Origin of the sequence: Pseudomonas sp. GM24 (assembly GCF_000282235.1) — a bacterium.
In the GTDB taxonomy this organism is placed as follows: Bacteria; Pseudomonadota; Gammaproteobacteria; order Pseudomonadales; family Pseudomonadaceae; genus Aquipseudomonas.
The window spans coordinates 1-18,520 of sequence record NZ_AKJR01000179.1 but is presented as its reverse complement, the minus strand read 5'-3'; the positions used below and the strand labels follow the sequence as shown (position 1 = coordinate 18,520).

The 18,520-nt window shown below is 60.4% G+C and carries 15 protein-coding genes; 9 read left to right on the top strand and 6 right to left on the bottom strand.

From position 1 onward, the window contains the following. Window positions 1-125: 125 nt before the first annotated feature. The 5 genes from fabB to PMI23_RS19680 form a co-directional block, all read right to left on the bottom strand. Complete coding sequence (gene fabB, locus PMI23_RS19700; RefSeq protein ID WP_003227152.1) at window positions 126-1,346, bottom strand: beta-ketoacyl-ACP synthase I; 1,221 nt, start codon at window positions 1,344-1,346, stop codon at window positions 126-128. 11 nt (window positions 1,347-1,357) lie between these two features. Further along, entirely contained in the window at window positions 1,358-1,873 is a 516-nt protein-coding gene (fabA, locus tag PMI23_RS19695) for a 3-hydroxyacyl-[acyl-carrier-protein] dehydratase FabA (RefSeq protein WP_003227150.1), read from the bottom strand. Window positions 1,874-2,120: 247 nt separating this feature from the next. Beyond that, entirely contained in the window at window positions 2,121-4,025 is a 1,905-nt protein-coding gene (locus PMI23_RS19690) for an ATP-binding protein (protein ID WP_007917472.1), read from the bottom strand. Next, window positions 4,022-4,954, bottom strand: a complete 933-nt coding sequence (locus tag PMI23_RS19685; protein ID WP_007917470.1) for an ABC transporter substrate-binding protein — start codon at window positions 4,952-4,954, stop codon at window positions 4,022-4,024. The genes PMI23_RS19690 and PMI23_RS19685 overlap by 4 nt, the downstream gene beginning before the upstream one ends. Before the next feature lies 1 nt (window position 4,955). Then, the gene (locus PMI23_RS19680; RefSeq protein WP_007917469.1) at window positions 4,956-7,079 is read right to left on the bottom strand and encodes a TonB-dependent receptor plug domain-containing protein; all 2,124 of its coding nucleotides are present in this window, start codon (window positions 7,077-7,079) and stop codon (window positions 4,956-4,958) included. Window positions 7,080-7,275: 196 nt separating this feature from the next. Here PMI23_RS19680 and PMI23_RS19675 point away from each other — a divergent pair, with 196 nt between their 5' ends. From PMI23_RS19675 to PMI23_RS19655, 5 genes are all read left to right on the top strand, one after another. Next, complete coding sequence (locus tag PMI23_RS19675; RefSeq protein WP_007917468.1) at window positions 7,276-8,301, top strand: NAD(P)H-dependent glycerol-3-phosphate dehydrogenase; 1,026 nt, start codon at window positions 7,276-7,278, stop codon at window positions 8,299-8,301. A 21-nt stretch (window positions 8,302-8,322) separates the two neighbouring features. Continuing rightward, window positions 8,323-8,670, top strand: a complete 348-nt coding sequence (locus tag PMI23_RS19670; protein WP_007917467.1) for a DUF4389 domain-containing protein — start codon at window positions 8,323-8,325, stop codon at window positions 8,668-8,670. Then, on the top strand, window positions 8,667-9,119 hold the full coding sequence (gene sixA, locus PMI23_RS19665) for a phosphohistidine phosphatase SixA (RefSeq protein ID WP_007917466.1): 453 nt from the start codon (window positions 8,667-8,669) through the stop codon (window positions 9,117-9,119). The genes PMI23_RS19670 and sixA overlap by 4 nt, the downstream gene beginning before the upstream one ends. 204 nt (window positions 9,120-9,323) lie before the next feature. Then, window positions 9,324-10,979, top strand: coding sequence for an AMP-binding protein (locus PMI23_RS19660; RefSeq protein WP_007917465.1), 1,656 nt, complete (start codon window positions 9,324-9,326; stop codon window positions 10,977-10,979). A gap of 31 nt (window positions 10,980-11,010) precedes the next feature. Then, complete coding sequence (locus tag PMI23_RS19655; RefSeq protein WP_007917463.1) at window positions 11,011-11,454, top strand: hotdog fold thioesterase; 444 nt, start codon at window positions 11,011-11,013, stop codon at window positions 11,452-11,454. Window positions 11,455-11,519: 65 nt separating this feature from the next. Here the strand turns inward: PMI23_RS19655 and PMI23_RS19650 are convergent, their stop codons facing one another. Continuing rightward, window positions 11,520-14,525: an RHS repeat domain-containing protein gene (locus tag PMI23_RS19650; protein ID WP_007917461.1), complete on the bottom strand. Its 3,006-nt coding sequence runs from the start codon at window positions 14,523-14,525 to the stop codon at window positions 11,520-11,522. Between the two features lie 225 nt (window positions 14,526-14,750). On the opposite strand from PMI23_RS19650, the gene PMI23_RS19645 reads away from it, so the two are divergent. The 4 genes from PMI23_RS19645 (at window position 14,751) to PMI23_RS19630 (ending at window position 18,452) form a co-directional block, all read left to right on the top strand. Further along, window positions 14,751-15,557, top strand: a complete 807-nt coding sequence (locus PMI23_RS19645; RefSeq protein WP_007917459.1) for an alpha/beta fold hydrolase — start codon at window positions 14,751-14,753, stop codon at window positions 15,555-15,557. Beyond that, a complete protein-coding gene (locus tag PMI23_RS19640; RefSeq protein ID WP_007917457.1) occupies window positions 15,554-16,408 on the top strand; it encodes an alpha/beta hydrolase in 855 nt (284 codons plus the stop codon). The genes PMI23_RS19645 and PMI23_RS19640 overlap by 4 nt, the downstream gene beginning before the upstream one ends. A 115-nt stretch (window positions 16,409-16,523) precedes the next feature. Continuing rightward, the gene (locus PMI23_RS19635) at window positions 16,524-17,330 is read left to right on the top strand and encodes a DUF4892 domain-containing protein (protein ID WP_042704990.1); all 807 of its coding nucleotides are present in this window, start codon (window positions 16,524-16,526) and stop codon (window positions 17,328-17,330) included. Window positions 17,331-17,399: 69 nt separating this feature from the next. Continuing rightward, on the top strand, window positions 17,400-18,452 hold the full coding sequence (locus PMI23_RS19630) for an AI-2E family transporter (RefSeq protein WP_007917454.1): 1,053 nt from the start codon (window positions 17,400-17,402) through the stop codon (window positions 18,450-18,452). The last annotated feature ends 68 nt before the right edge of the window (window positions 18,453-18,520 follow it).

Sequence of the window (18,520 nt, the reverse complement as noted above, 5' to 3'; positions counted from 1 at the left end):
TTCCCACGCAGAGCGTGGGAGCGATCAATAACACGGACCGGTAGTGTCCCGGCTATTTTCTGCAGGCGAAAAAAAACGCCCCGAACCAGTCGGGGCGTTTTTGTGTGTAGCTCAAGCGGGGGGAATTACTTGCCTTCCCAGCGCTTCAGTACCAGCGTGGCGTTGGTGCCGCCGAAGCCGAAGCTGTTGCTCATCACGGTGTTGATGGTGGCGTTCTCGCGGGTCTTGGTCAGCACCGGCAGATCGGCCACTTCAGGGTCCAGCTCATCGATGTTGGCGGAACCGGCAATGAAGTTGCCTTCCATCATCAGCATGCAGTAGATCGCTTCGTGAACGCCGGCAGCGCCCAGGGAGTGACCGGACAGGCTCTTGGTCGAGCTGATCGCAGGTGCCTTGTCGCCGAACACTTCACGCACACCTTTCATTTCCGCGACGTCACCGACCGGAGTCGAAGTGCCGTGGGTGTTCAGGTAGTCGATCGGGGTATCAACGGTGGACATCGCCATCTGCATGCAGCGGATCGCGCCTTCGCCACTTGGGGCAACCATGTCGTAGCCGTCGGACGTGGCGCCGTAGCCAACGATTTCCGCGTAGATCTTGGCGCCACGGGCCAGAGCGTGTTCCAGCTCTTCAACCACGACCATGCCGCCACCGCCAGCGATGACGAAACCGTCACGGTCAGCGTCGTAGGCACGGGAAGCCTGTTCCGGGGTGTCGTTACGCTTGCTGGACAGCGCGCCCATGGCGTCGAACAGGAACGATTGGCTCCAGTGCTCTTCTTCACCGCCACCGGCGAAGACGATGTCCTGCTTGCCCATCTGGATCTGTTCCATGGCCGTACCGATGCAGTGAGCACTGGTGGCGCAGGCAGAAGCGATGGAGTAGTTCAGGCCCTTGATCTTGAATGGCGTGGCCAGGCAAGCGGAAACGGTGCTGCTCATGGTCCGCGTTACACGGTATGGGCCAACGCGTTTCACGCCTTTCTCGCGCAGGATGTCCAGCGCTTCCATCTGGTTCAGCGTGGAAGCACCACCGGAACCAGCGATCAGGCCGGTACGCGGGTTGGACACTTGCTCTTCGGTCAGGCCGGAGTCAGCGATAGCGTCTTTCATGGCCAGGTAAGCGTAAGCCGCTGCGTGGCCGACGAAGCGATAGATCTTGCGATCGATCAGCTCTTCAAGGTTGAGGTCGATGGAGCCGGAAACCTGGCTACGCAGACCCATTTCGGCATATTCCGGATTGAACCGGATGCCAGGGCGGCTTGCACGCAGGTTAGCGGAGACGGTCTCTTTGTCATTGCCCAGGCACGAAACAATGCCCAGACCAGTGATAACGACGCGGCGCATGCGAATAACCCTTAGAAGTTGTCAGTGGAGGTGAACACGCCGACGCGAAGGCCTTCGGCGGTGTAGATTTCGCGACCGTCGACAGTCACCGAACCATCGGCGATGGCCAGGTTCAGCTTGCCCTTGAGGACGCGTTTGATATGAATGTTGTAGGTGACTTTCTTGGCGGTCGGCAGCACTTGACCGAAGAATTTCACTTCGCCCGAACCCAGCGCACGGCCACGGCCCGGCAGACCTTGCCAGCCCAGGAAGAAACCGACCAGTTGCCACATGGCGTCCAGACCCAGGCAGCCCGGCATCACCGGATCACCTTCGAAATGGCACGCGAAGAACCACAGGTCAGGGTTGATATCCAGCTCGGCGACCAATTCACCTTTGCCGTACTTGCCACCTTCTTCGCTGATCAGGGTGATGCGATCGACCATCAGCATGTTCGGGGCGGGCAGTTGCGCGTTACCTGGGCCGAACAGCTCACCGCGACTGCAGCGCAGCAGATCTTCCCGAGTAAAGGCGTTTTGTTTGGTCATGCGAGCTCCTCAATAATCCCATGCGGCAGGTGGGGCAAATCTTCCCGACCGTTCGAAGCGTTCATGCCTCGAACCGGCAGCCTACTCATAGACTATTGCGTTGTGGTGAAAGTCACAGCACCAAGGACATGAATGTACACTTGTGCACTGAAATTTTTATTCAAGCCCCTTTTGAGGCTCGTTCGGGTGCCTAAGACTGCCGCACTTTCGCTTTTCATGCCAGTCGCAGATGGTCGAAAGGCCCACACTACGACACCCAGCGCTGCAGAATCTGCTGCAGATCATTACGTTTGAACGGCTTCGCCAAATAATCGTTCATGCCCGCCGACAGACAGGTTTCGCGGTCACCCTGCAAGGCGTTGGCCGTCAGGGCGATGATCGGCACATCGCTGCGACCCGGCAGAAGACGGATCTGCCGTGTCGCTTCGTAGCCATCGATAATCGGCAAGCGGCAATCCATCAGAATCACTTCGAAGTCGCTGCCCTCGGCGCTGCGCACCGCTTGTGCGCCATCGCTGGCAACACTGACAGTAAAGCCCAGACTGCGCAGCATCGCTTCAATCACGGTCTGATTCACCGGGTTGTCTTCGACCAGCAAGACATTGCGCCCTTCGCCATGGCCCTTGCCATTCAGTGCTCGAGGCGCGGTCAGTGCCGGCAGCGCCTGCTTATACAGGGCCAGCGGAATTTCCAGGGTGAACACCGAGCCACGACCTTCTTCGCTCTGCGCGCGCAAGGTGCCACCCATGCGTTCGGCCAGTGTACGGGCGATCGGCAAACCGAGACCGGTGCCGCCGTAACGCCGCGAAATCGAGCTGTCGGCCTGCTGGAAGGCGTTGAACATCAGCTCCAGGCTTTCTGACGAAATACCGATGCCGCTGTCGCGCACCGAGCAGGTGAACCACAACAATTCGTGATCCAGCGACTGCCACTGCGCCTCGATGCTGACGCGACCCTGCTCGGTAAACTTCAGCGCATTGCCGACGAGGTTGACCAGAATCTGCCGGATCCGCGTCGGATCGCCCTGCACCTGCAAACCGCGCATGTCGTCCGGGATGCGCAGATTCAAAGCCAGGCCGCGTTGCACTGCGCTGTGCTGGAACGACTGCGCGCAGGCGCCGATCAGTTCAGCGAGGTTGAACGGGATGTGCTCCAGTTCCAGCTCGGAACGTTCGATGCGCGAGAAGTCGAGAATATCGTTGATGACTTTCAGCAGGTGTTCGGTGGACTCCGAGGCGAGGGCGGCGTACTCGACCTGCTCCTCGGTCATCTCGGTGGTTTCCAGCAATTGCAGCATGCCCAGCACACCGTTCATGGGCGTGCGCAGTTCATGGCTCATCATCGCCAGGAAATCGGACTTGGCGTTGTTGGCCTTTTCCGCTTCCTCGCGGGTCTGGATCAGTTGCGCCATGGCTTGATGTTGCTCACGGCTGGCTTGTTCCAGCGCCTGGGCGAGGTTGTTGATGTGCTGCGACAGCGCGCCGAGTTCGGTGTCATCGACGATCGGCAGCGGCGTTTTGTAGTCGCCGTCCTGAATGGCCTTCACCGCGTCACCGATATCGCGGATCGGCTGCGACAAGCTGCCGGCCAGGCGCCGCGCCAACACAAACGTGAAGAGCAGGGCGAACAGCGCGAGGATTGCGGCCTTGAACAGGATTTCCTGCTGGCGCTGACTGAAGGCATCGTTGGACAGACCGACGATCACCCGGCCCAGATAATCTTCGCTGGCCCCGCTATTGCTGACCTTGCCGTCCTGGAAGAAATCGTTGTGCAGGGCGATGCGTTGCAGGCGCACCGGTGCCTGAAACACTTCGACCTGATGCGGCCGACCGTGCGCCGCCGCGGGTTGTTCGACGTAGACCAGAATCCGGTTGGCGCTGTCCTGCACTTCAAGAAAACGCACATTGGGCGTGGCCAGTGTGGCCTTGAGCAGGCTCTCCAGCACTTCGTTGTTGCCGGAAATCACCCCGTATTCGGTGGCGGGCGCCAGTTGGTTGGCGATCAGTTGGCCGGTGTGGTTCAACTCCTGACGCAAATCCTGAATGCGCACGAAGGTGAAAAAACTGATCAACAGCAGGGTCAGCAACAACGCCGGGCCCAGGCTGATCAGCTGGGTGCGGGTATTGATGTCCCAACGGCGACGGAAACTCATGGGCGGTGTTCTCCTTCAGCCAGCGCGCTGGCGACAGACGCTTCATTCAACGGTTCGATACCCAGTGAACGAGCGACCTGCGCATTACTTGAGACTTTGAAACGTGCGGGGTAGAGGGTTCGCGGCCAAGTGGCCGGCGGTTGGTCGAGCAATTGATCGAGCATCGCCAGCCAGTCGTTCTGATCGCTGTACGTACTGGCCAGGCTGCCGGCGCGAACGAACGCGACGTTGGGGCCGACCAGTGCGACTTGCCGTGAGTAACTGCTGAGCAGCAGGTTTTTCGCGGTTTTCGGGTTGTACAGATCGGGGTCGTCGAGCCCGAGTAACACGTCGCTGTTCTTCAGTACAGTTTGCAGCGGGCGGCTGTCGTGGGTGTTGTCCCAGCGCTGGCTGACGACTTGCAGGTTCAGCGGCGCGGCGGCGAGATTCAGTTCCTTGAGGAGGAATTCACTGTGCTGATCGAACAGCACGCCGATCCGCCGGGCCTGGGGCAAAATGCGTCGGATCAACTGCAACTGTCGGCTCAGCGGTGGATCACTCCAGAGCAAACTCAGATGCGCCGGTTGCGCGTTGCCCAGGCGCTGGCGAGCTTGCAGGCGACTTATGCGCAGCACCAGTGTCGCCGGGCCTTGTGGTTCTTGCAGACGCCAGTCGAGACTCGGCAGGTCGAGCAGAATCAGGCGCAGGCTGGCGGGTAGTTTGCCCGGTGCCGGCAGACTGGCCAGTGGCTGGAAACGCACGTTGTCGGTCGGGCGCAATTCGCTGAGTGCCTGCACGAACGCTTGCACGCCAGGACTTTCCTCGGCGCCGGTCAACAGAATATCGGCCGCCTGCACCGCCACGCCATGCAGCCATGCGGTCAGAAACAGACACACCCCGGCCAGCCAGTGGCCAAAGGTTGGCAGCTTCCGTGACGGCCCGTAGTGCATCCTAGAACTCCAGCTCGGCGCTGAAATACATCACCCGGCGTTCGTCGTAATTGTTGTCGACGAAAGTGGTCGGCTCATGATCGAGGCGCTGTTGCAGCACGCCGGCCAGTTGCAGTTGGGCTTTGCCCAGCGCAATCCGTTTGGCGATGCGCGTGTCGACGCGTTCGAAACGGTAGCCGTTGAGCGCGTTGTCGCCGTAATAGAAGAGGGCGCTGTTCCAGCCGTGGCCCCAATCGCGCAGCCAGCCGGCCGAACCGCTGTTGCGCGAGGTGAATTGCTGATCCAGTGGGTTACTCGCCTCGGCATCGACAAAGGCGTAGGTGAAGCGCAGGCGATCGGCGAGGCTCACGCGCCAGTCGAGCTGGGTTTCCGTACCGCGAAACCGTGAGCTGTTGGCGTTGCTCGCGATGTATTGGTTGTTGCGCAGCGGCTCACTGATCATTCCGGTGATCTCGTCGTAGAACAGCTTCACATCCAGGGCCAGGCCCAACTCGGCGAAATAGCCGTTGTAACCCAGTTCGCGCGAGCGCATGTGTTCCTGATCGAGATCGCCCGGGCCACGCGTTTTGACAAAGTAGCGCGCCGACGACTGGCCGTAGGCCGAGGGCCGCAGGTTGCTGACCTGATAGCTCCAGTTGACGTTGTTCTCGAACATGTCCGGCGAGCGGATAGCCTCCGAGTACACCGCACGCAGGCCGTGGCGCGGGTTGATCAGGTAATTGACGGCAAATCGCGGGGTCAGCGAACTGCCAGTCAGTTGCGTGTTTTCAAACATCGCGCCGCCCTGCAACAGCCAGTGTTCCGTGGCGCGCCATTCCAGTTGGCCGAACGCGCGCCAGGTGGTGTCATCCAGCGTGCCATTGAAGTAAGTCTCGGAGTCGGCGCGGTCGTAACGGTAGTTCATGCCGCTGACCAGTCGCAGGCTGTCGGACAGGCTGAGGGTGTCCTGCAGTTCGAGGTCGTAACGCGATTCGCGGGCGCTCTGGTCGATGTCGCCGCACAGGGTCCGGCTGGCACCGTTGCGCCATTGATCAAGCACCTGATTGGCCAGGGCCATTTCCTGCGGGGTGCCGGGCGCTGCGCCGGGGCCGGTGAAACGGGTGATGTTGCGCGCCAGACGTTCGGTGTAATTCGGGTTGAGTTGCCACAACTGCGTCAGTTCGGGGCTGAACGATACCTCGGCATCGCAGGCGCGCCAGGTTTGCTGACGATCCCAGTGTTGCGCCGAGCCTTGTATATAAAGGCTGTGTTCGGGATTGATGTCGAGGTTCCAGCGCACCGAGCCGGCGTAATCCTTGGCGACCACGTCGGAATTGTTCCCAGCGGCGGTAATCCCGGAGAAAACCGGGCGGTAGGTGTAAGGCCGCTGGTTGCTGCCGTCCTTGGCGTTGACCTGCCAATCGAGGCTCTGGTTGTCGCTGAGGGTGTGACTGACCGCGAGACTGAAACGGTTCAAGCGGCGGCTGTCACGGTAATCGGCTCCGCTGCGATCGCTGTCGAAGCCGTCGTCTTCCTGCCCGGACAACGACAGGCGCAAGTCACCGCCATTCCAGCCGGTGCCCTGGCTGGCATAAAAGTCATTGATGCCGCGCTGGCCACGGGTGTACTTCAACCGTGTGCCGTGGCTGTCGGCCGGGTGGCGGGTGATGATGTTGACCACCGCCATCAGCGCATTGGCGCCGTAGCTGACGGTGTTCGGGCCGCGAAAGACTTCGATGCGCTCGATGTCTTCCATGGCCACCGGAATATCGCTCCAGTCCACCGTGGACAAGCCTGCGCGATAGACCGAACGGCCGTCGATCAGCACTTGCATGCGCCGTGCTTCGCTGGCGTTGGTGCCGTGGTAATTGACCGCCGCCTGATTGCCGCTGATGTTGCCGACCATCATCCCTGGCACCAGCCGCAGCAGTTCACTGATGTCGCGCGCGCCGCTGGCGTTGATCAATTCGCTGTCGATGACGGTCATGCTCCCCGGCACTTCTGCCGGCGTCTGTTTCAGGCGCGTGGCCGTCAGCACCTGCGGCAGTGCTTCGTTGTCCAGGAACAGGTCGTCCGCCAGCACTACCGGGCTGAACAACAGCGCCAGTAAAACGGACGAACGCGGGGACGCAGAGCCAAAAGACACGACACAACCTTGATAGCGAAGAATTGGCGCGCATGTTAACCGAGGACAGCGACTTTTCCAGTCACGTTGCAGGCATTTTCCTAGGTTTTGTTGGTCTTCTTCCTACAAGTGTCGGTAATTGATGCAGGGGCTGGCCGCGCGTGGGCTGCCCCGTATAATGCCGGCATCGCCACTGGTATGGATTAACGGATTGCATATGACTGAACAGCGCCCGATTGCGGTCCTGGGAGGCGGAAGTTTTGGTACCGCCGTGGCCAACCTTTTGGCCGAGAACGGCCATCAAGTCCGGCAGTGGATGCGTGACCCCGAGCAGGCCGAGGCCATCCGGGTCAATCGCGAAAACCCGCGTTACCTCAAAGGCATCAAGATTCTGCCGGGGGTGACCGCCGTCACCGACCTGCAGGCAACCCTCGACGCCTGCGATTTGTGTTTTGTCGCGCTGCCATCCAGCGCACTGCGCACGGTGCTCGCCGTCCACGCCGAGCGGTTGAGCGGCAAGATGCTGGTCAGCCTGACCAAAGGCATCGAAGCGCAGACTTTCAAACTGATGAGCCAGATTCTCGAAGAGATCGCCCCGCAGGCGCGCATCGGCGTGTTGTCCGGGCCGAATCTGGCGCGCGAGATTGCCGAGCACGCGTTGACCGCCACCGTCGTCGCCAGCGAAGACGAAGAACTCTGTAAAGCCGTGCAAGCCGCGCTGCACGGTCGCACCTTCCGCGTGTATGCCAGCGCCGACCGTTTCGGCGTCGAGTTGGGCGGGGCGTTGAAAAACGTTTACGCGATCATCGCCGGCATGGCGGTGGCGCTGGAGATGGGCGAGAACACCAAGAGCATGCTGATCACCCGCGCGCTGGCCGAGATGACCCGCTTTGCCGTGAATCAGGGCGCCAACCCGATGACCTTTCTCGGTCTGGCCGGTGTTGGTGATCTGATCGTGACCTGCTCATCGCCAAAAAGTCGCAACTATCAAGTCGGTTTCGCGCTGGGTCAGGGCTTGAGCCTCGACGAAGCCGTGTCGCGCCTCGGTGAAGTTGCTGAAGGCGTCAACACGCTGAAAGTGCTCAAGGCCAAATCCCAGGAAGTCGGCGTGTACATGCCGCTGGTCGCCGGGCTGCACGCGATCCTGTTCGAAGGACGCACGCTGGAGCAGGTGATCGGTCTACTGATGCGAGCCGAACCGAAAACCGACGTCGATTTTATTTCCACCAGCGGTTTCAACTGATTGAGCCGGGAGTAGCAAGCCATGAACGATCCGAAAACCGAAGCCAAGTACGAATCCATCCTCCTGCGCGTGTTGTGGATGATCGTCTACGTGCTGGTCTGGCAAATGGCGCAGTTCATCCTCGGCGCGGTGGTGCTGGTGCAACTGATCTATCGTTTGATCTATGGCGCGCCGAGCGCCAGCCTGATGAATTTCGGCGACAGCCTGAGCCAGTTTCTGGCGCAGATCGGGCGTTTCGGCAGTTTCCACAGCGACCAGAAACCCTGGCCGTTCGCCGACTGGCCAACGCCGCGTACCCCGGAAGGTGAAGCGCCACACGCCGTTGCCCCGGCGCCACATCCGGTGCGAGATGAGGAACCCAAGCTATGAAACTCTGGGTATTGCGTCACGGCGAGGCCGTGCCTTACGGCTCGTGCCCCGACTCCGAGCGTGAACTGACCGAGCACGGTCGCAAAGAGGCCTTGAGCAGCGCCGCCCGTTTGATCGGCCAGCCGCTGACCGCGATTTACGCCAGCCCTTATTTACGCGCGCAACAGACTGCGCAGATTGTTCGTGAAGCGCTGGGTTTCGAGCCGGAAATTCGCACGGTCGAGTGGCTGACGCCGGAGGTTGATCCGGACAAGGTCACCGATCAACTGGTGTCGGTGAGCAACGTGCTGCTGGTCAGCCACAACCCGTTGGTGGGCAACTTGCTGAGCTATTTGCAGCATGGCGCCGGGTATCCGCCGGAGAAGGTCAGCACCGCCGGCCTGGCAGAGCTGGAAAGCCCTGAGTTGCTGATCGGCTCGATGACCCTCAATAGCCTCAAGCACCCGTAACGCTGATCCCTTGTGGGAGCGAGCCTGCTCGCGAAAGCGGCGTGTCATTCACCCTTTATGTGTCTGACAGACTGCATTCGCGAGCAGGCTCGCTCCCAAATTGGTTTCTGCGTACACCATGAAATTATTTGTTTGAATTTTCCAACCAAGCACTTGCTTGGTTGACTACGCTTGCTCCAGACCCAAAAAACAGGAGCGAGTCGCATGTCTGCCGCCTTCCGTTTGCCGCTGGACGTGTTCTACGAGCGTGAAGCCCGCCATCCGCGCCAGCGCTTTCTCGTGCAGCCCATCGGCGGCGGCCAGGTCGAGACGCTGAGTTGGGCCGACGTCGGCCATCAGGCCCGCTGCGCCGCACATTGGTTGCGCGCCCGCGAGTTGCCACAAGGCAGCCACATCGCCCTGATCTCGAAAAACTGTGCACACTGGATCATCGCCGACCTGGCGATCTGGATGGCCGGGCACGTCTCCGTCCCGTTGTACCCCAACCTGACCGCCGACTCCGTCGCGCAAGTACTCAATCACTCGGAAAGTGTCCTCGCCTTCATCGGTAAACTTGACGATTGGCCGGGCATGGCCAAAGGCGTGCCGGCCGATCTGCCGACCATCAGCCTGCCGCTGCATCCGCCCGGGGAGTTCGATTTCAGTTGGGCAGACTTGCAGCGCAGCTCACCGATTCAGGACGATCCGCGCCCGGCTGCCGAGCAACTGGCGACGATCATCTATACCTCCGGCACCACTGGCCTGCCCAAAGGGGTGATGCACAGTTTCGCCAATCTCGGCTTCGCCACCACGCGCGGCACGCAACTGTTTGGTCTCAATGAGAACGACCGGCTGCTGTCGTACCTGCCGCTGTGCCACGTTGCCGAGCGGATGTTCGTTGAGCTGGCCTCGATCTATACCGGGCAAACGGTGTTCTTTGCCGAAAGCCTTGAGACCTTTATCACCGATCTGCAGCGAGCTCGGCCAACCGCGATGTTCGGCGTGCCGCGCATCTGGACCAAATTCCAGATGGGTGTGTACAGCAAGATCCCGGCGAAGCGTCTGGATTTTCTCCTCGGCCTGCCGTTCATTGGCAAACGTGTCGGGCACAAAGTGCTGGCGGGACTGGGGCTGGATGCCTTGCGTGTGGCGCTGTCCGGCGCCGCGCCAGTGCCGCAGACGTTGCTCGCCTGGTATCGCAAACTTGGCCTTGATGTGCTGGAGGTCTATGGCATGACCGAGGGCTGCGGTTACTCGCACATCTGCCTGCCGGGGCAATACAAACAGGGCTGGATCGGCAAACCGTGCCCGGAAGTCGAGGTGCGCATTGATGAGTCGGGCGAGGTGCAGGTGCGCAGTCAGGCGAACATGCTCGGCTACTTCAAGGAACCGCAGAAGACCGCCGAGACCCTGACCGAGGATGGCTTTCTGCGCACCGGCGACAAGGGCGAGCAGGATGCCGAAGGGCGCCTGCGCCTGACTGGCCGCCTCAAGGAAATTTTCAAGACCAGCAAAGGCAAATACGTCGCCCCGGCGCCGATCGAAAACCGTCTGGCCGTGCATTCGCGCATCGAACAGGTCTGCGTGGTCGGTGACGGTTTGAGTGCACCGCTGGGGTTGTGTGTGCTGTCGACGGTCAATCAGGAGGAGGGCCGGGCGAGTCTGCATTCGAGCCTTGAGAAACTGCTGGAAGAGGTCAACGCCGTACTCGACAAGCATGAACGCCTGCGCCGATTGGTGGTGGTCAAGGACAGTTGGGCGGTGGAAAACGGCTTCCTCACGCCGACCCTGAAGATCAAGCGCAATGTCATCGAAGACACCTACGGCGCGCGTTTCGAAGAATGGAGCGAGCGCAGCGAGGCGGTGCTGTGGCAGGATTGAACGACCACTAAAACAACAAAGGAAGTCTGCGATGAGCTTGTGGCGTACCACCCCCAACATCGAGCAGTTGAACGCGATCCAGAAAAGCACCATCGGCGAAGTGCTGGACATCCGCTTCGAAGCGTTCGACGAGGAATCGCTGACGGCGAGCATGGTCATCGACCATCGCACCCATCAGCCCTACGGCTTACTGCACGGTGGCGCGTCGGTGGTGCTGGCGGAAACCGTCGGTTCGATGGCCAGCTATCTGTGCATCGACGCCAGCAAGTTTTATTGCGTCGGCCTCGAGATCAACGCCAACCATTTGCGCGGCTTGCGCAGTGGCCGGGTGACGGCGGTGGCCAAACCGATTCACATTGGTCGCACCACCCATGTATGGGATATCCGTTTGACCAGCGATGAAGGCAAAGCCAGTTGTGTGTCGCGGCTGACCATGGCCGTGGTGCCGCTGGGTGAGCAGCCGCCGGCACGTTGATGGCGATGGCTGCTCTCAACCGCGCTAACGCGCTAACGCGCTAACGCGCTAACGCGCTAACGCGCTCAGAAGTTCAGTTGTGATCGGGAGTATTTTCGTTGTCCCGGCCCCGTTTCACTGACGAAATGCAAGACTTCAGTGGCGGCGGGGTCAAAATCTGCATTGCTCGAAATCGGCGGACTTTCTCGACGGATGTCGGCGCCGACCTGATTCCTCTCAAGGTCCCAGGAGGTTCGGCCCAGTTCTGCGCTTAAACCGGGCGTTGCAATTGTGACAAACGTCGAGCGTATATCGCCGACGGCGCTCATGACTGCCCGGTTCACCGCTGTTCGAGTGTGTACGTCCAGGGCGTCGTATCCGGGAATTTGTGCAACCGCCAGGTTGGCGATTTGCCCTAGAGACATGAAGAAGTGGCGGGTGCTGAAGCCTATCAAGGCGTTGTCGGGGTTGAAGGTTGGATCGCTGTTGCTCGAAGGCCTGGCCGGCGTGCCGCGCATCCCTCTTACAACAGAGGCGCCGGCAGCGCTGGTGGCCGTCACCGCCGAGACAGAAAGAATCGACTGCAGAACGTTTCCAGTCACATCCGTGCCTAACAGCACTGAACCTGCGAAACCGGTGGCGCCTGCTGCCAACCCTGCTGCCCCGACACTGGCCGCTCCCGTGGCCAGGTCGACACGGCCGATGGAGGGATTGCTTTGGCCGACATTGGCGAGGTACTGGGCCGACATCTCACGAAACACCGTACCGAATGCGCCGCCAATCTGATTGGCAGCCGCAGTATTGCCTCTTGGATCGAGTATGCCGAGCAAGGAAGGCGCGGCACCCAACGCCGCACCCAATGCGGCGCCACCGATTTTTGCCGCCAGCGGCCCCCAGCTTCCCGGGTCGTCGATGGACATTGAACTTTGCGCCCAGTTGGACCCGGCGTAGCCACTGATGCCGCCCGAAATGGCGCCGGCCACCGCACCGCCAATCGTCACCGCCGTGTTCGCCGCCGGCAAGAAGCCCACGAAAGCCGCCTGGACAGCCGAGCCAACGGCTGCGCTGAAAAACTCTCGAGCGGCTGTCGCGCCCGCTGCCCTGGCGGTATCGACCCCCGCCAGTCCCTGTCTGTCGACGAACCTGACAGGATTGCCGCGGACCATCAAAAACAGGTTCAGACCATCGGCGATACCGGCTGGATCGGGACTGATCCAGCGCATCAACCAAGGTGCGTAGAAGCGTTGTCCATAGTAATAAAGTCCTGTGGCATCGCGCTCCTGGCCTGCGTAGCGACGGGTCTTGTAGCTCGCTTGAACCTGATCGGGGCCCGCCCACCAGGAAGTACCACCGTAGGGGAAATAGTGTTCCTCGCTGACGGTGTCTCCCTGATGGTCCAACACCAGCATGCTCGAGCCCAGATGATTGCTGAAGCTGTAGTGGTATTGATTGGCTGCCACACCTTTGCCGGGCCAATGCAGAACCTCAACCGCACAGCGTCCCGCCTGCACTGAAATGACATGCAGGGCTTCGTCGGGCGACTCGCGTATTTCCAGCTCTGGCAAGTAGCGCGTTTCATGCCGTTGCGCGATGCCCTCCATGTATACGAGACGAACCTTGCGCTTGCGCTGGCCGGCACCGTTGTACACGTAGCGTTCGCAGTCGTTCGCAGCATGTTGGCGTATGACTTGATCAACCTGACTCAATCGCCTGCCAGCGTTCCACTGCAATAGCTGCCCGGGCTGCAGAGTTTTGCGGTTGCCATTGGCATCAAATGCGCCGGCGATTTCAGGCTCGTCGGGCAGCGTTCCATCGTCGGATTGTTCAAGTCCCCGATTGCTGTACCGCGAGATCGCCGTACGCTGTGTCCAGCTCTGGCTGACCGCGTTGTGCACCAGCATCGTGAGATTGCCGGCAGCATCGTACGTGTACGTCTCACAGTAGTTTTCCAGTTGCGCGGAGTCTGGCGGGGAGGTGAAGACGGGGGCTGCGGGGCCATTCGACGTGTTGCTTCGTTGCCAGCCAGTGGCTGAAATCAATTGGTACAGGCTGTCGTAAGTAAAGGTACTGAGCGGTTCGATCTTCTGGTTGCGAAAGAAACGCGTGCGTTGTGCCATGTCCTGGATGCTGAGGATATTGCCCACCGGATCATAGCGATAAACCAGTTTTTGCAGATTGGGTCTGGCGAATGTCTCGGCACTGATTTGCTCGAGTCGACCATTTTGCGGATCGTAAAGGTTCTGACTGATCACGCCGTTGGCGGCCACTTGGCGCACAATTTGATTGTCGGGGTTGTACTGGATGTCGAGCAGTAATAAGTGGTCTTGCGTATCTCCCGCGATTTTCAGACTGATCTGTTTCAGTTGTCCGGCAATGTTCAGTTGTAGCCGCTTCAGGTTGCCCATTGCGTCTTGCTGGCTGATCACCTCCCCCAACGCGTTGAGGCTGAAATGGGTTGCCGCGCCGTGACCGGTTTCATGTAGCAGGTCTCTCTGTGGCTCGGTTTCCGGCCAGTCAGGTTCATCGAGTTGGTCAAGGAAATGTTGAACACACGCGATCGTGACACCGCTCAGGGCGTAGTGCGGAAAGAATTCAGTACCGGCACTGTCGTCATGGCGGACAACTCGCCCACACTGGTTGCGCCCTGCAGTCGCTGGCGTACTGTCACCGTAAGTGAAAAATGTGCTGTTTCTGGCATTCCCCCCACAGGTCTGTTCGATGGCACTGACCGGACGCAGCATCAAGTCGTAGCGGGTCTGCGTTTGGGTCAGCAGGCCGTCCCAGTCGATCAGGCGTTGACCGGCTGCCCCTGGCAAGGTCAGTTGACTAGTCCCGTCAACACATTCGCTGCCAAGGAGCGCTCCAGTGAGGCTGGAACGCAGTTTCATGTTCGGTGCAGCATTTGGCTCGCGCGCTTGCAGGGCGTGCAAGCGGGGATCGTAGACATCAGTCAGACGACCGACAGCGTCGTAGCGCTGGCGGTAGATTCGCGCTTCGACCACCGCAGCGTGTGTGTCACGGCAATAGGACACCGTAGCAATGTTCAGCCTGCGTGGATCCGTCACAGAAACGGTCGGCGTGTAAGCGTGCATGAATGTCACATTCCGTAGCCAGTGAACCGGACTCAGTTATTCGGCAACGGGGCCGAACGGTCAACTGTCAGAAATTACAGTTGAGCGAAGTTTGCGACGACTGGTGCAATCTGCGCTTATGAATAAAACAACATCGCCACCATTCCTGGCAGTTACGGTCATTGCTCCTGGAAGCGGTCTTACGGACAATCAACGCCACGTTTCCCGCTCATGGATTTACCCAGCATGTCGCAACCGATCTTTTTCGCCCACGCCAACGGATTTCCCTCGGGCACCTATGGCAAGTTGTTCGCGGCGCTGGCGCCTGAGTACCGGGTTGCGCATCTGGAGCAGCATGCCCATGACCCGCGTTTCCCGGCGGACGACAACTGGTACAACCTTGTCGATGAGTTGATCCACCATTTGCAGCAACAGGATCAACCAGTGTGGGGCGTTGGCCACTCCTTTGGCGGGGTGTTGCACCTGCACGCGGCGCTACGTTGCCCTGAGCTGTATCGCGGTGTGGTGATGCTTGATTCACCCGTGTTGACTCGCACTGATCAGTGGGTGATCCGTGCCGCCAAGCGTTTTGGTTTCATCGACAGACTGACCCCAGCGGGCCGCACCCTGGGCCGGCGGGAAGAGTTCGCCGACCTCGACAGTGCGCGCAGCTATTTTGCTGGCAAGACACTGTTCCGTGGTTTCGATCCGGAATGCTTCGATGCCTACCTGCAACACGGTTTGCATCAGGTCGGCGACAAACTGCGCCTGCGTTTCGACCCGGCCACCGAGATCAGCATCTATCGCGGCGTGCCGCACACCAGTCCTGGCCGCACCCGGCAATTGCAGGTGCCGCTGGCGGTGGTGCGCGGGCACAAGAGTCGTGTGGTCATGCGTCATCACACCCGTTTCGTTTCGCGTCTGGCCCAAGGCGAGGCGTTGAGCATGCCCGGCGGGCACATGTTCCCGCTTGAGCGCCCGCAGGACACCGCACGGTTGTTGAAGAACCTGTTTACCCGTTGGGAAAAACGCCAGGACAAGGATTGCGCATGAGCCCGCCCTTCGAAGAAGTCCGCCTGAGCCTGCCGCATATCGAACTGGCCGCGCATTTGTTCGGGCCCGAGGACGGTGTGCCGGTGATCGCGCTGCATGGCTGGCTCGACAACGCCAACAGCTTTGCCCGTCTGGCGCCGAAGCTCAAAGGCTTGCGCATCATCGCGCTGGACATGGCCGGGCACGGGCATTCCGGGCATCGACCCAACGGCGCCGGCTATGCCCTGTGGGATTACGCCCATGACGTGCTGCAGGTCGCCGAGCAACTTGGTTGGAAGCGATTCGGCCTGCTCGGGCATTCGATGGGCGCCATTGTCTCGATGGTGTTGGCGGGTTCGTTACCGGAACGCATCAGTCATCTGGCACTGATTGACGGCGTGATCCCTCCTACAGACAAAGGCGAAAACGCCGCCGAGCGCATGGGCATGGCCCTGCAAGCGCAACTGGATCTGCGCGACAAACGCAAACCGGTCTACAACACCCTCGACCGTGCCATCGAAGCGCGGATGAAGGGGCTGGTCGCGGTCAGTCGAGAAGCCGCCGAGTTGTTGGCTCAGCGCGGATTGATGCCGGTTCCGGGCGGCTACACCTGGCGCACCGACAATCGACTGACCCTGCCATCACCGCTGCGCCTGACCGAGGAACAGGCAATGGCTTTCGCGCTGCGGGTCAGTTGCCCGGCGCATCTGGTGGTCGCGGCTGACGGCATGCTGGCTAAACATCCCGAGTTGCTGGAGCGTCTACCCTTCAGTCGGGAACAGTTGGCGGGCGGGCACCATTTGCACCTGAACGATGAGGCCGGGGCCGACCTTGTCGCAGACTGTTTCAATCGGTTCTTCGCCATTCCTTGACTTGCTGCGGGCAACTGTCGAGGCTGGGCGGGTTGAAATGGGAGACAACCACGATGGATTTCTACACCGCTGCGACCTCGAATCATCCAGCATTACCGATCCGATGAGCCTGACTATACGGTCACTCAGTCTGTTGGCACTGTGCTGTTTCAGTACCGTTTCGTTCGCCGCCGATGTGCCGGGCAGCCAGGATCTGCAGATCGTGCCGCGTCTGGCCGATGCGCAGATCGTCGACTATCGCCCTCCGGTTGAACTGGAGCGGATCTATCCGCTGGGCTCGATCCGCAAGATCAGCGGGCAACTGCGCTTCGACGGCCAGGTCACTGCTCGTGGCCAGATCACGTCGGTGACTTACGAGTTGCCCCCCGAACACTCCGCCACCGAAGCCTTCACCGCCGCCCGCGAGGCCCTGCAAAAGCAGGACGCAGAATTGCTGTTCTGGTGTCAGGCGCGTGATTGCGGCGAAAGCAGCCTCTGGGCCAACGAGGTGTTCGGTAACTCCAAGTTGTACGGCGCTGACGAACAACAGGCGTATCTGTTGTTGAGGCTGGCCGCACCGCGCGACAACACGCTGGTGGCGCTTTACAGCATCACCCGTGGCAATCGCAAAGCCTATCTGCATGTCGAACAGTTCGAGGCGGTTGCACCGCTGGGTGAGTTGCTGCCGACTTCGGCAACGTTGTTGCGTCAGCTCAAAAGCACCGGTGAGCTGGACTTTCCTGATCGCGTGAATGAGCCGGATGACACTTGGCTGCGGCTGATTTCCCGTGGACTTAATCTCGACACGACGTTGCGTGTAACGGTGTCAGGGCCAAAGGCCGAAGCCTGGCGCCAGGCGCTGATCAATCAGGGGGTGCGGGCGGCACGCATGGAAACCGGCAGTGTCGAAGGCTCTGGCCTGCGCATCGATCTGTTGCGGTAAGCTGTTTTTGGCGAGCACGAGCCGTGTGTTCGCCTACTCTTTGCCTGACTGACTTTTTCGAGACCTTACATGCTCAATAATGATCGCCTGCTGGTGCAGATCCTGCTGCTGGTGTTGTTTGGTGCCAGCCTCTGGGTGATGGCGCCATTCTGGTCGGCGCTGTTCTGGGGCGCGGTGCTGGCGTTTGCCAGTTGGCCGTTGATGCGCCTGCTGACCCGTTGGCTCAATGGCCGTGAATCCTTGGCTGCGGCGATTCTGACGTTGGGCTGGATGTTGCTCGTGGCCGCGCCGCTGGTGTGGCTGGGGTTCAACCTGGCGGATCATGTGCGCGATGCCACGGCGTTTATCAAGGACGTGCAGGTCGACGGTCTGCCGGAAGCGCCGGTGTGGCTGGGGACTCTGCCGTTTGTGGGCGAGCGTCTGGTCGGGCTGTGGAACAGCATCGATCAGCAGGGCGCCGCTCTGATGGTGTCGATCAAACCTTATCTGGGGCAGGTCGGTAACTGGCTGCTGGCGCGCAGTGCGCAGATCGGCGGCGGGATTCTCGAGCTGACCCTGAGCATTGTCTTTGTGTTCTTTTTCTATCGTGACGGGCCGCGACTGGCGGCGTTTGTACACAGTCTGCTGCAGCGGCTGATCGGTGATCGGGCGGGGTATTACATCGACTTGGTGGCCGGCACGGTGCAGCGGGTGGTCAACGGGGTGATCGGCACGGCGGCGGCGCAGGCAGTTCTGGCGTTGATCGGCTTTTTGATTGCCGGGGTGCCGGGGGCGCTGGTGCTGGGGATTGTCACCTTCCTGCTGAGTCTGATTCCGATGGGGCCGCCGTTGGTGTGGGTGCCGGCGACGGCCTGGCTGGCGTGGAAAGGTGAGTATGGGATGGCGGTGTTTCTCGGGATCTGGGGGACGTTCATCATCAGTGGCGTGGACAACGTGCTCAAGCCGTATCTGATCAGTCGCGGGGGGAATTTGCCGTTGGTGATTGTGTTGCTTGGGGTGTTTGGCGGGTTGATTGCGTTTGGGTTTATCGGGTTGTTTATCGGGCCTACGTTGTTGGCGGTGGCTTATAGTTTGTTGACGGATTGGAGTAAGAGTCAGTCTCGGGTTGAGGAGCGGCGCTAGCGGTTTTGGGTTTTGGGTTTTGGGTGAATATCCGTTGCTGCGGTAACGGCGGCTTAGGGTTCCGCCCT